Origin of the sequence: Janthinobacterium sp. SUN033 (assembly GCF_030397595.1) — a bacterium.
GTDB lineage: Bacteria > Pseudomonadota > Gammaproteobacteria > Burkholderiales > Burkholderiaceae_D > Janthinobacterium > Janthinobacterium kumbetense.
On sequence record NZ_JAPQNV010000001.1, the window covers coordinates 804,351 to 817,409 of the forward strand.

Annotated in this window: 10 protein-coding genes; 9 read left to right on the top strand and 1 reads right to left on the bottom strand. The window is 63.1% G+C overall.

What is annotated here, in order from left to right:
* Nucleotides 1–66 precede the first annotated feature (66 nt).
* Nucleotides 67–375 carry a DUF485 domain-containing protein gene (locus OX460_RS03745; protein ID WP_099667762.1) on the top strand — a complete coding sequence of 103 codons (309 nt, stop codon included), beginning with the start codon at nucleotides 67–69 and terminating at the stop codon, nucleotides 373–375.
* Nucleotides 372–2,057 (top strand): cation acetate symporter, encoded by a 1,686-nt coding sequence (locus tag OX460_RS03750; RefSeq protein ID WP_289897696.1) that lies wholly within the window; start codon nucleotides 372–374, stop codon nucleotides 2,055–2,057. Before OX460_RS03745 ends, OX460_RS03750 begins: the two co-directional genes overlap by 4 nt.
* A 64-nt stretch (nucleotides 2,058–2,121) precedes the next feature.
* Here the strand turns inward: OX460_RS03750 and OX460_RS03755 are convergent, their stop codons facing one another.
* Nucleotides 2,122–2,577, bottom strand: coding sequence for an Rrf2 family transcriptional regulator (locus OX460_RS03755; protein ID WP_251348507.1), 456 nt, complete (start codon nucleotides 2,575–2,577; stop codon nucleotides 2,122–2,124).
* A 465-nt stretch (nucleotides 2,578–3,042) separates the two neighbouring features.
* Between OX460_RS03755 and ppc the strand changes: the two genes are divergently transcribed.
* From ppc to OX460_RS03790, 7 genes are all read left to right on the top strand, one after another.
* Entirely contained in the window at nucleotides 3,043–5,808 is a 2,766-nt protein-coding gene (gene ppc / locus OX460_RS03760; RefSeq protein ID WP_289897697.1) for a phosphoenolpyruvate carboxylase, read from the top strand.
* 32 nt (nucleotides 5,809–5,840) lie between these two features.
* Entirely contained in the window at nucleotides 5,841–6,851 is a 1,011-nt protein-coding gene (gene gap / locus OX460_RS03765; RefSeq protein WP_289897698.1) for a type I glyceraldehyde-3-phosphate dehydrogenase, read from the top strand.
* A gap of 91 nt (nucleotides 6,852–6,942) precedes the next feature.
* Nucleotides 6,943–8,403 (top strand): pyruvate kinase, encoded by a 1,461-nt coding sequence (gene pyk, locus OX460_RS03770; RefSeq protein ID WP_083292642.1) that lies wholly within the window; start codon nucleotides 6,943–6,945, stop codon nucleotides 8,401–8,403.
* A gap of 156 nt (nucleotides 8,404–8,559) precedes the next feature.
* On the top strand, nucleotides 8,560–8,739 hold the full coding sequence (locus OX460_RS03775; protein WP_289897699.1) for a hypothetical protein: 180 nt from the start codon (nucleotides 8,560–8,562) through the stop codon (nucleotides 8,737–8,739).
* 198 nt (nucleotides 8,740–8,937) lie between these two features.
* Nucleotides 8,938–9,444 carry a sigma-70 family RNA polymerase sigma factor gene (locus OX460_RS03780; protein ID WP_289897700.1) on the top strand — a complete coding sequence of 169 codons (507 nt, stop codon included), beginning with the start codon at nucleotides 8,938–8,940 and terminating at the stop codon, nucleotides 9,442–9,444.
* Nucleotides 9,441–10,421 carry a FecR family protein gene (locus OX460_RS03785; RefSeq protein WP_289897701.1) on the top strand — a complete coding sequence of 327 codons (981 nt, stop codon included), beginning with the start codon at nucleotides 9,441–9,443 and terminating at the stop codon, nucleotides 10,419–10,421. Before OX460_RS03780 ends, OX460_RS03785 begins: the two co-directional genes overlap by 4 nt.
* Before the next feature lie 93 nt (nucleotides 10,422–10,514).
* Nucleotides 10,515–13,013: a TonB-dependent receptor gene (locus OX460_RS03790; protein WP_289897702.1), complete on the top strand. Its 2,499-nt coding sequence runs from the start codon at nucleotides 10,515–10,517 to the stop codon at nucleotides 13,011–13,013.
* The last annotated feature ends 46 nt before the right edge of the window (nucleotides 13,014–13,059 follow it).

Consider the following 13,059-nt stretch of genomic DNA (forward strand, 5'->3'; position numbering starts at 1 on the left):
CGCACTGTACTGTGAATCCAAGCTCGAAAACAAAAGAGCAGCTTTTACATAACAGGAGGCAACACAATGCATGACGATCTCGTTCAAAAAATCAAGAGCGACCCCAACTATCACCAACTGGTCAAGGTGCGTTCCCGCTTCGGCTGGGCGCTGACGGGCCTGATGATGCTGGTGTACTACGGTTACATCCTGCTCATTGCCTTCAACAAGGAATTTCTTGCCACTAAGACGGGCACCGGCGTGATGACCTGGGGCATGCCGATCGGCCTGTTCGTCATCGTGTTTACCGTGCTGGTCACGGGCATCTATGTGCGCCGCGCCAACAAGCAATTCGATGACTTGAGCAACGCCATCCAGGCACGGGTGCAAGCATGAGCGGCACCACATTGACGCAACGCAAACTCTCCTGCCTGGCAAGCCTGGCCTTGCTGGCGGGCGCCAGCAGCAGCGTGCTGGCGGCCGGCGCCGACCTGGGCCAGGCGGTCAAGCAGCCGACCAACTGGACGGCGATCATCATGTTCGCCGCCTTCGTCATCTTCACGCTGTTCGTCACCAAGTGGGCGGCCGCGAAAACCAAGTCGGCTTCCGATTTCTACACGGCCGGCGGCGGCATCACGGGCTTCCAGAATGGCCTGGCCATCGCGGGCGACTACATGTCGGCCGCTTCCTTCCTCGGCATTTCCGCCGCCGTCTTTTTGAACGGCTACGATGGCCTGATCTACGCCATCGGCTTTCTCGTCGGCTGGCCCGTCATCACCTTTTTGATGGCGGAGCGCCTGCGCAACCTGGGCCGCTTCACCTTTGCCGACGTGGCCGCCTACCGCTTCAAGCAGGCGCCGATCCGCATTTTCTCCGCGTCCGGTACCCTGGTCGTCGTGGCCTTTTATCTGATTGCGCAGATGGTGGGCGCGGGCCAGCTGATCAAGCTGCTGTTCGGCCTGGAATACTGGATCGCCGTCGTCCTGGTCGGCACCCTGATGATGATTTACGTGCTGTTTGGCGGCATGACGGCCACCACCTGGGTACAGATCATCAAGGCTGTGATGCTGCTGGGTGGCGCCACCTTCATGGCCGTGGCCGTGCTGGCGCAGTTCAACTTCAGCCCGGAAGCGCTGTTCGCCAAGTCGGTGGACGTGCACGCCACCAAGGAAGCCATCATGGGCCCCGGTTCCTTCATCAAGGATCCTATTTCCGCCATTTCGTTCGGCATGGCGCTGATGTTTGGCACGGCCGGCTTGCCGCACATCCTGATGCGTTTCTTCACGGTGCCCAGCGCCAAGGAAGCGCGCAAATCCGTGTTCTGGGCCACCACCTGGATCGCCTATTTCTACATTCTGACCTTCATCATCGGCTTTGGCGCCATCGTGCTGGTGAGTACCAATCCCGAGTTCAAGGATGCCGCAGGTAAATTGCTGGGTGGCAACAACATGGCGGCCGTGCACTTGGCCAAGGCCGTGGGCGGCAATGTCTTCCTCGGCTTCATGTCGGCGGTCGCGTTTGCCACCATCCTGGCCGTCGTGGCGGGCTTGACCCTGTCGGGCGCGTCGGCCGTGTCGCACGACCTGTATGCCACCGTCATCAAGAAGGGCAAGGCCACGGGCGCCAACGAATTGAAAGTGTCGCGCGTGACGACGATCGTGCTGGGCATCATCGCCGTGGTGCTGGGTATCGCCTTTGAAAAGCAGAACATCGCCTTCATGGTTTCGCTGGCCTTCGCCATCGCCGCCTCGGCCAACTTCCCCGTGCTGTTCATGTCGGTGCTGTGGAAGGATTGCACCACGCGGGGCGCCACCATCGGCGGCTTCCTGGGCTTGATCACGGCCGTCGCGCTGACGGTGGTGTCGAAGTCCGTGTGGGTCGACGTGCTGGGCCATGGCGAAGCGCTGTTCCCGTATGCGTCGCCGGCGCTGTTCTCAATGACGGCCGGCTTCGTCGGCATCTGGCTGTTCTCGGTGCTCGACAAGAGCCCCCGCGCGCGCATCGACCGCGCCGGTTACGAAGCGCAGCAAATGCGTTCGGAAACGGGCATCGGCGCGGCAGGCGCCAGCGCGCATTGATGTAAACAGGAGTTGTTGAAGGAAACAATGCCCGGTTCGCCGGGCATTGTTGTTTTTGGCGCGCTTACTTTGCCACGCGCAGGGGGATGACGCCCGCCGCCAGCGCCGGCGCGCCCGGCGTTGCGTCGAGTATCGATGCCAGCGTCACCGTGTCGAGCACGGCCAGGAAGGCGGCCGTGGCCTGGCCCAGCTTGGCCTTCAGCAGGCAATCGGGCGTGAGCGGACAGGTATTATTTTCCTTGTTGAAACATTCCGCCATGAAAAAATCGTTTTCCGTTTCGCGCACGACGGTGCCGATATTGATCTCGGCCGGGTCGCGCGCCAGGCGCAGGCCGCCATTTCTCCCACGCACCGTTTCCACGATGCCCGACAGGCCCAGCTGGTGCACCACCTTCATCAAATGATTTTTCGAGATGGAGTGCAGGTCGGCAATGTCCTGGATGGTCACGAGCCGGTCGCGGTGCACGCCCAGGTACATCAGGGTGCGCAGGGTGTAGTCAGTGTAGGCAGTCAGTCGCATGGGAGAAGGGAGTAAAACACCCGACAAACCTGCTGCGCGTCGCGACTTGCGGCCTCCGATGCTCACTGTGCATCCGCACAGTTCCGCTTCTCGGCCACAACTCACATCCGCTCGCTACGGTTTTGTCCGGCGTGTGAAAGATGTGGATTACATCCTTGTTTCAGCCGCCAGCATACAGGAGAGCGCCGGCCATGTGTGTTGCGCCGTCACTTTTCAGCCTCGAAAGACAAAAGTTGATTGCCTTTCGCTTAAATGCGTAGTAAATTTTCATATTGTTGCCCTGGCAAACAGCTCGTAAGCCCTTGTCGGCCCTTTGGGTATGATTTTTATTGATGGAAATCAAGAGGATGGTGAAGCAATAAGGTAAATTTACTACAAATTCGACGATGGGCGTTTCCCGGGCCGGGAAGCGCGTACTACGCAATCTGTGCGGTGCCGCCGTGGCCGCCCCAGGAAATGAATACCATGCAAATGAATGAAGTGAAAGACGAGCTGCTGAGCAGCGATATCCGCCAGCTGGGCCGTCTGCTGGGCGACGCCATCCGCAACCACCTGGGCGACCCCGCCTTCGAACGCATCGAACATGTGCGCCAGCTGGCCATCCGTTTCCGCCGCGACAATGATGAAGCGGCGCGCGCGCAGCTGTCGGACGCGCTGCAAGCGCTGTCGCAGGAAGAAACCACGCAATTGACGCGCGCTTTCAGCTATTTCTCGCTGCTGGCCAATATTGCGGAAGATCAACATCACATCCGCCGCACGCGCGCCCATCTGATCGCCGGCTCGCCGCCGCGCCAGGGTAGCCTCAGCCATGCCGTCGGCAATGTGTTTGACGCGGGCAAGGCCGATGCGCTGGAGACGTTCTTCGACGATGCGTTCGTCAGCCCCGTCTTCACGGCGCATCCGACGGAAGTGCAGCGCAAGAGCATCCAGAATTGCCAGATGGCTATCGCGCGCCTGTTGAGCGAGCGCGACCGCGTGCAAATGACGCCGGAAGAAGCGGAACAGAACGAAGAAGCGCTGGGCCGCGGCATCGTCACCCTGTGGCAGACGCGTCTGTTGCGCACGAGCAAGCTGTCCGTCATGGATGAAGTGGCCAATGGCCTGTCGTTCTACGACCACACGATCTTGCGCGAATTGCCTAAATTGTATTCTTCGCTGGAAACCATGCTGGCCCAGCGCGATGCCCGCTGGGAAGATGCGGAATTGCCCAATTTCATGAAGGTGGGCAGCTGGATAGGCGGCGACCGCGACGGCAACCCGTTCGTCACGGCCGACATCCTGCGCAGCACCCTGCAAACGCAGGCCGACAAGGTACTCGATTTTTACCTGGGCGAATTGCGCAAGCTCGCTTCGCAACTGTCGCTGGCGCAAATACTCAATGCCTGCAGCGAGCCGCTGCGCGCGCTGGCCGAACGCTCGGCCGACGCCTCGCCGCACCGCGTCGACGAGCCGTACCGCCGCGCCTTGCACGGTATCCACGCGCGCCTGGACGCCACGCGCGTCGTGCTGTCCAAGAAGGGTGACAATGCGGGCAAGCAGGCAGACGGCGTGCAGCCTTACGCTGCGGCATCTGACCTGCTGGCCGACCTGGACGTGGTCCAGCATTCGCTCGTCAGCAATGGCTTGCGCGCGCTGGCCCGTGGCCGGCTGCGCCAGCTGCGCCGCGCCGTGAAGGTGTTCGGCTTTTCGCTGGCGCCGCTCGATTTGCGCCAGAATTCCGACGTGCACGAGCGCGTCGTGGGCGAACTGTTCGCGGGCGCCCAGCCTGGCCTCGTCTACCTGGACCTCGATGAAGAGCAGCGCATCAGCTTGCTGTTGGCCGAGCTGGAGTCGCCACGCCTGCTGACGTCGCCGTATGCGCAATACTCGGAGGAAACGACGTCCGAACTCGACATCTTCCGCGCCGTGCGCGCAGCCCACGTCAAATATGGCCGAGAATCGGTGCCGAACTGCATCATCTCCAAGGCGGCCAGCGTCTCGGACTTGCTGGAAGTGGCCTTGCTGCTGAAGGAAGTGGGCTTGCTGCGCCAGGGCAGCCGCGAAGTGGACGTCAACATCATCCCCCTGTTTGAAACCATAGCCGACTTGCGCGCCGGCCCCGCCATCATGGCGCGCGCGTTCGGCTTGCCGTTCTACCGTGGCTTGCTGGCATCGCGCGCGGACCAGCAGGAAGTCATGCTCGGTTACTCGGACAGCAACAAGGACGGCGGCTTTTTGACGTCCGGCTGGGAGCTCTACAAGGCCGAGATCGAGTTGGTGACGGTCTTCAAGCAAGAACAGATCAAGCTGCGGTTGTTCCACGGCCGCGGCGGTTCCGTGGGCCGCGGCGGCGGACCCAGCTACGAAGCCATCCTGGCCCAGCCGGCCGGCGCCGTGCAGGGACAGATCCGTTTGACGGAGCAGGGCGAAGTCATCACGGCCAAGTATGCGAACCCGGAAGTGGGGCGCCGCAACCTGGAAGTGCTGGTGGCCGCCACCATCCAGTCGACCCTGCTGCCGCAGGCGCAATTGCAGCCGAAAGCTTCGGCCGGCGCGGGCCACCTGGCTGCCATGGAAGAGCTGTCCGGCACGGCCCTGAACGCCTACCGCGACCTCGTGTATGGCACGGATGGCTTCGAGCAGTATTTCTGGGAATCGACGGTGATCGCGGAGATTGCCGCGCTGAATATCGGCAGCCGTCCCGCCTCGCGCAAGAAATCCACGTCCATCGAGGATTTGCGCGCCATTCCCTGGGTCTTGAGCTGGGCGCAATGCCGTTTGATGCTGCCGGGCTGGTTCGGTTTCGGTTCCGCCGTGCAAGCCTACCTGGCCGCCCATCCGGCCGACGGGGCAGACGTGCTGCGCGGCATGTACACGGATTGGCCTTTCTTCACGTCCCTGCTGTCGAACATGGATATGGTGCTGGCCAAGAGCGATATCGCCATCGCCGGCAAGTATGCGGAACTGGTCAAGGACAAGGCCTTGCGCGACGCCATCTTTACGCGCATCCGCGCTGAATATGCGGCCACCCTGGACGCCTTGAAGCTGATCACGGGCCAGGAAGAGTTGCAGCAAGCCAATCCGTTGATGCAGCGCTCGATACGCAACCGTTTCCCGTACATCGATCCGCTCAACCACGTGCAGGTGGAACTGCTGAAACGCTTCCGCGAGGGCAAGCAGGACGCGGCGGCGCGCACGGGCATCCATTTGTCGATTAATGGCATCGCGGCGGGACTGAGAAATAGTGGTTAAGTAAGTCATTCAAACAATATCAAGGAGACAGCATGACCATCAAAGTTGCCATCAATGGCTATGGCCGCATCGGCCGCAATGTCTTGCGCGCGTTTTATGAAGGCGGCAAGCAGCAGGATATCGAGATCGTCGCCATCAACGACCTGGGCGACGCCAAGTCGAATGCGCATTTGACGCGCTACGATACGGTGCACGGCAAGTTTCCCGGCGTCGTCACCATCGACGGCGACAATATGCTCGTCAATGGCGACCGCATCCGCGTCTTCGCGCAGCGCGACCCGGCCCTGATTCCCTGGGGCGAACTCGGTGTCGACGTCGTGCTCGAATGCACGGGTTTCTTCACCACCAAGGAAAAAGCGTCGGCCCACTTGAAGGGCGGGGCGAAGAAAGTCATCATTTCCGCGCCGGGCGGCAAGGACGTGGACGCCACCATCGTGTTCGGCGTCAACCAGCACGTGTTGAAAGCCTCGGATACGGTCATTTCGAATGCTTCGTGCACGACGAATTGCCTCGCGCCCTTGGTGAAACCGCTGAACGACGCCATCGGCATCGAATCGGGCCTGATGACCACCGTGCACGCCTACACGAATGACCAGGTATTGAGCGACGTGATGCATGAAGACTTGCGCCGCGCCCGTTCGGCCACGCATTCGATGATCCCCACCAAGACGGGCGCGGCGGCCGCCGTCGGCCTCGTCTTGCCGGAACTGAATGGCAAGCTGGACGGCTTTGCCGTGCGCGTGCCGACGATCAACGTGTCGCTGGTCGACCTGTCCTTCATCGCCAGGCGCGATACCACGGTCGAGGAAGTCAACGCCTTGCTGAAAACGGCGTCGGAAGGCGCCTTGAAGGGCATTCTCACGTACCAGACGGAACCGCTCGTTTCCATCGATTTCAACCATAACCCGGCCTCGTCGAACTTCGATTCGACCCTGACCAAGGTCTCGGGCCGCCTCGTGAAGGTGTCGTCGTGGTACGACAACGAGTGGGGCTTCTCGAACCGCATGTTGGACACCACGGTCGCCCTGATGGCGGCCAAGTAAGAACGTAGTACCGCTGATCCAGCGCACCAGGACGGCCGGCCCACAAGGCCGGCCCTTGTAGCAGCACGAACTTTATAGAAAGCAGCACACCATGACCATGCAAGTACAGCAACGCGCCACCAAGATCGTTTCCACCATCGGCCCCGCTTCGAACGATATCGATACCCTGGTCCGCATGTTCAAGGCCGGCGTCGACGTCGTGCGCTTGAACTTTTCGCATGGCAAGGCGCAAGACCATATCGACCGCGCCCGCATGGTGCGCGAAGCGGCAGCCCTGTGCGGCCGCGAAGTGGCCATCATGGCCGACTTGCAAGGCCCGAAGATTCGCGTCGGCAAGTTTGAAGAAGGCAAGATTTTCCTGGAAAACGGCGCCAAGTTCATCCTCGACGCGAAATGGGGCGAAAACGGCGAGCTGGGCAACATCGAGCGCTGCGGCCTCGACTACAAGGAATTGCCGCGCGACTTGCGCGCCGCTGACGTATTGTTGCTCAACGATGGCCTCATCGTCTTGACGGTGGACAAGGTCGTCGGCAGCGAAATCCACACGACGGTGAAAATCGGCGGCGAATTGTCGAACAACAAGGGCATCAACCGCCAGGGCGGCGGCTTGTCGGCTCCGGCCCTGACGGCGAAAGACATGGAAGACGTCAAGACGGCGATGAGCTTCCAGGCCGATTACGTGGCCGTGTCCTTCCCGAAAAACGCCACCGACATGGTCATGGCGCGCCAGCTGGCCAATATCGCGGGCGAAGCGTGGGACCACAAGCCGATGATGATCGCCAAGATCGAGCGCGCGGAAGCTATTCCTGCGCTGCAAGAAATTCTCGACGCGTCCGACGGCATCATGGTGGCCCGCGGCGACCTGGCCGTCGAGGTGGGCAATGCGGCCGTGCCGGCCCTGCAAAAGCGCATGATCAAGATGGCGCGCGCGTCGAACAAGTTGGCGATTACGGCCACGCAGATGATGGAATCGATGATCGTCAACGCCGTGCCGACCCGCGCGGAAGTGTCCGACGTGGCCAATGCCGTGCTGGACGGCACGGATGCCGTCATGACGTCGGCGGAAACGGCCTCGGGCCGCTATCCGATCGAAACGGTGGAAGCGATGGCCGCCATCTGCCTGGACGCGGAAAAGTGGGACACCTGCAAGCTGGATGCCGATTTCCTCAATGCCACGTTCTCGCGCATCGACCAGTCGATCGCCTACGGCGCCCTGTTTACGGCCCATCACCTGCGCGTAAAAGCCATCGCCACCCTGACGGAATCGGGTTCCACGGCGCTGTGGATGAGCCGTTGCAACATCGACATCCCCATCGTCGCGCTGACCCCGAGCGTGGGCACGCGCCGCAAGCTGGCCCTGTACCGCAACGTCAGCACCTTGGAATTGACGTCCGGCACGGACCGCGACAAGGTTTTGCAACAGGCGGAAGATTTGCTGGTGGAGCATAAAGTCGTGGCCAAGGGCGACACCGTCGTGCTGACCTGGGGCGAGCCGATGGGCAAGGTCGGCGGCACGAACGCGCTGAAGATCATGAAGATCGGCCAGCACTGACCGCATCGCTGGCCGGCTGCCGCCTGCAGTCTTAAGAATGACTGAAAGCGGGGTGCCTGGCCGCCCATCGCAATGGCAGATGCCTGATTTGCCATTGCGATGGCCACATTTCCGTGTCAGCATGGTTTACTGCCTTCCAAGGCGCTTCCGGAGTCCATGATGACTACCTACCTGCCGGCACTGATCTGGTCCCTGTCGGCCTTCGCTTGTCTCTTCATCGCCAAACGCCGTTCCTTGAAAACAACTACCGTCAGGTCCATCCTGGTGGTATTTCTGGGGCCGTTTGCCATTCCTTTCGTGCTGGCGGCCAAGTCCCAGAAACCCCATCTGGCATGATCGCCCGCCACGGCTACCGATACGCGCTGAACGGCCAGCCGCCGCGCTGAAACAACAGTTTGCCGGACGGGATGGGCGCCGGCATTGACGCCGCGGGCAATGATTTGTGATAATGAGAATTATTATCAATTGAGTCGCTTGCCTTGCGGCCGGCCAGCGTCCTGGCCGTGCCTTGCCTTGAGCGCATCGGAGTCCCTAGTGAACATTGCGCAATCCGGCGAATCGATCGCAGTCATTTACAGCAATCACCACGGCTGGCTGATGCGCTGGCTGCGCGCCAAGCTGCAGTGCGCCGACCATGCGGCCGACCTGGCGCAGGATACCTTCGTGCGCCTGCTGACGGCGCCGCCGGAAGGCCGGCAGACCATGCGCGAGCCGCGCGCCTACCTGACCACCGTGGCGCAGCGCCTGCTGATCGACCATTACCGGCGTCTGTCGCTGGAGCAAGCGTGGCTGGAAACCCTGGCGCAGCAGCCCGATCTGCTGATGCAGTCGCCCGAGGAGAGTTTGCTGGTGCGCGAAGCCCTGCAGCGCATCGATGCCATGCTCGACGGCTTGCCGCCGCTGGTGCGCAATGCCTTCCTGTTGGCGCATGTCGATGGCCTCGGCTACGGGGAAATCGCCCGGCGCCTGGCCGTGAGCGAGCGCAGCATCAAGCGCTACATGGTGCAGGCGTTCGAGCGCTGCATCCTGCTGATCCTGTGAGCACCGCCAGGACGGCGGCCATCGATCCCCGCGCCGCGCGGGCGGCGGCGCAATGGCTGGTGCGCCTGCACGCGGGCCCCTTGACTGCAGGCGAGCAGCAGGCGTTCCAGGCCTGGCGCGCCAGCGATCCCGCGCACGAAGCGGCCTGGCAGCGGGCCGAGCTGGTGTGCAGCGCCCTGGCCGGCGTGCCGCCCGCGCTGCGCCAGGCGGCGGATGCGGCGCCGCAATCGCCGCGGCGGCGTGCCGTCCTCTACGGCCTGGCCGGGCTGATCGCGGCCGCCCCCGCGCTGTGGCTGGCCAGCCAGTCGGCGCCCTGGCAAGCGTGGCGCGCCGCGATCCGCACGGCGCGCGGTGAAATCCGGCATATGGCATTACCCGACGGCACGCAACTGGTGCTCAATACGGACACGGCCATCGACGTGCGTTTTGACGACGCGGCCCGGCTGGTGGCCTTGCATGCGGGCGAAATCCACGTTGCCACGGCACACGATGCGGCCGTGCCGGCGCGACCGTTCCTCGTGCGCAGCAGCAATGGCACCGTGCGCGCGCTGGGCACGCACTTCAGCGTGCGCCACCTTGGCAGCGTGCTGGCGCCGCGCACCGAGGTGGGCGTCAGCGAGGGCGCCGTCGAGATCGAACCATCGCAGGCGCCCGACGGCTTGCGCACGATCAATGCGGGCCGGCAGGGCAGTTTCGACGACGTGGCCGTTTCCGCCCTGACGCCGTCGTCACCCCATGCGGACGCCTGGCTGCGGGGCATGCTGATCGCCGAACGCATGCCGCTAGGGGAGGTGCTGGAACAGGTGGCGCGCTATCGCTATGGCGTGCTGCGCTGCGATCCGGCGCTGGCGGCCTTGCCCGTGGACGGCATTTTCCAGTTGAACGACCCGGACAACATCCTGCTCCTGCTGCAACGTTCCCTGCCGATCCGGCTGGCGCGCCGCACGCGCTACTGGATCAGTGTCGAGGCAGCCTGAAGAAATTATTTGCCGCTTGCCTGTCCCTTTTTTGAGATTGCTTCGTCATACAAGGTAGAGAACGAACAATCCGAACCATCGAAAGGGTTTTACATGGCTGTGCAGCACCGCTTATTTTCCCCGTGGACGCCACTCGCGCTCCATCCCACCACGGGCGCCGTGCGCGCCGCGCTGGTCTTGCTGCTTGCCGTGGGCGCGGCTGGCGCCGGCTTCCCGCAGACTGCGCTGGCCGCTGAAGCCGGCCCGTCCGCAAGCGTGCGCGACTACAGCATTCCCGCCGGCAGCCTGCGCAGCGCATTGGCATCGTTCGCCATCGCCGCCGGCGTGAACCTGTCCACCCAGGGCGTGGCGCTCGACGGCCTGGCGACGCCGGGCTTGCAGGGGCGCCATGGCGTTGCCGCCGGCCTGCAACAATTGCTGCAAGGCAGCGGCCTGGAGGTGACGGATGGTGGCAAGGGCAATTATCTGTTGCGCAAGATCAATACCAATACGGCCGATGGGGGCCTGGCCAGCATGCCCGCCGTCGTCGTCAGCGCCGAGGCGGACCGCGCCACGGAAGGCACGGGCTTGTATACCTCGCGCAATCTGTCGACGGCCACGGGCTTGAACCTGTCGCAGCGCCACACGCCGCAAACGGTCAGCGTCATTTCGCGCCAGCAAATGGAAGATTTCGATCTGACCACCCTGCAGGACGTGGCGCGCGCCACGCCCGGCCTGTATGGCAAGACGCAGGGCGTGTCCGACCAGGAAACCACGTATTTTGCGCGCGGCTTCGCCTTGAGCCACATCAATGTCGATGGCTTGCCGCTGGACGTCACGGGTTTCAATGAGCGCAACGTCTCCGCCGACATGCTGATGTACGACCGCGTGGAAGTGGTGCGCGGCGCCACGGGCCTGATGGAAGGGGCGGGTGCGCCGTCGGGCAGCATCAACATGATACGCAAGCGCCCGACGGCCACGCCCTTGCTGGACGCATCCATTCACCTGGGCAGCTGGAAGGACCGGCAATTGACGGTGGACACCAGCAATGCCCTGAACGCATCGGGCAGCGTGCGCGGGCGCGTGGCGGCCAGTCTGCGCGACAGCGACAGCTTCGTCGACGTGGTCAACAACAAGAACAGCACGGTATATGCGATCGTCGAGACGGACCTGACGCCATCGACCACGGCCGGCATCGGCTTTTCGCGCCAGCACAGCCGCACTGACGGCGTGTTCGTCGGCTTGCCGACCTTGCCCGACGGCCGTCACATGGACTTGCCCCGCTCGACTTTCCTGAATAATGCCGATTCCTTCCAGAAGCGCGACAACAACGTCGTCTTCGCCGACCTGGAAACGAAGCTGGCGCAGGGCTGGCGCAGCCGCTTCGCCATCACGCATATCGACGCCTCGTCGAGCACGCGCAATACCACCAACGGCCGCGTCGCTGGCGAAACGTTTTTGCTGGAACAGTCGGAAACGGGCTGGAAGTACAACACGCAGCAAGTGGTGGCGGACTGGCGCCTGAGCGGCCCTGTCACCTGGTTCGGCCGCCAGCATGACGTCATCGTCGGCGCCAGCTACCGCCACGACGATTCGGACGCGGGTCAGAGCTGGGAAGGCGCGCAGACGCGCGTGTTCGACATCCGCCACTGGAATCCCCGCGCCTACCGCATGAACGGCGCGCCGTTCGAGCCCTACAACTGGGGCCGCAAGACGGACGAGAAGGGGCTGTATGCGGCAGGCAACTTCAGCCTGGCCGATCCGCTGCGCCTGGTGCTGGGCGGGCGCTTCGGCTGGTATGCGCAGGATGTCACGGGCTGGTATGCCGCCAATCCGACGTGGCGCCGCGACCTGACGGAAAACGCGAAATTCACCCCGTACGCGGGCCTCGTCTACGACCTGGACCCGCATCACTCCGTGTATGCGAGCGGCACGCAGATATTCCAGCCGCAAAGCGTGCTCGATGTCAAAGGCAATGGCTTGCCGCCGTTGAGCGGCACCAACCTGGAAGTGGGCGTCAAGGGAGAATATTTTGGCGGCAGGCTCAACGCCAGCGGCGCCTTGTTCCGCATCAAGCAAAACAACCGCGCCATGACCGACGAAGTCAATTGCCCCACGGGCGGCTCCATCTATTGCGCCCGCGCGGCCGGGCAGGTGCAGAGCGAAGGCGTCGACTTGCAATTGTCGGGCTCGCCATTGCCTGGCTGGCAGATCTCGGGTGGTTACACCCATGTGCTGGCCAAGTACACGAAGGACAGCGTGGCCGCCAACATCGGTCAGCGCATCGCCACGGACGAGCCGAAGCAATTGTTCAAGCTGTACACGAACGTGCAGCTGAGCGGCAGCCTGGCGCGCTGGAACCTGGGCGCCTCCGTGTATGCGCAGGACAAGATCGACCGCCGCGACAAGGCTTACCTGACGCAGCAGGGCGGGTACGCCATCGTCGGGCTGACGGCCGGCTATCGGATCAGCGAGCAGCTGCAGCTGCGCGCGAGCATCGACAACGTGCTCGATCGCCGCTACTACCAGGCGCTCGGCTATTCCTGGTCCGGCGGGCTGGCGCGCTACGGCGCGCCGCGCAGCGTACTTGTCTCGTTGAACTACAAGATGTAGCCGTTGCGCCAGCGGAGCGCGCCCGTCCGGGCGCCTCTGCTACACT

Bases quoted from the DNA above. Each gene is read 5' to 3' on its own strand.
- OX460_RS03775 (WP_289897699.1), top strand. From the start codon at position 8,560: ATGATGACTACCTACCTGCCGGCACTGATCTGGTCCCTGTCGGCCTTC.
- gap (WP_289897698.1), top strand. From the start codon at position 5,841: ATGACCATCAAAGTTGCCATCAATGGCTATGGCCGCATCGGCCGCAAT.
- OX460_RS03750 (WP_289897696.1), top strand. From the start codon at position 372: ATGAGCGGCACCACATTGACGCAACGCAAACTCTCCTGCCTGGCAAGC.
- ppc (WP_289897697.1), top strand. From the start codon at position 3,043: ATGCAAATGAATGAAGTGAAAGACGAGCTGCTGAGCAGCGATATCCGC.
- OX460_RS03790 (WP_289897702.1), top strand. From the start codon at position 10,515: ATGGCTGTGCAGCACCGCTTATTTTCCCCGTGGACGCCACTCGCGCTC.
- OX460_RS03755 (WP_251348507.1), bottom strand. From the start codon at position 2,577: ATGCGACTGACTGCCTACACTGACTACACCCTGCGCACCCTGATGTAC.
- OX460_RS03745 (WP_099667762.1), top strand. From the start codon at position 67: ATGCATGACGATCTCGTTCAAAAAATCAAGAGCGACCCCAACTATCAC.
- pyk (WP_083292642.1), top strand. From the start codon at position 6,943: ATGACCATGCAAGTACAGCAACGCGCCACCAAGATCGTTTCCACCATC.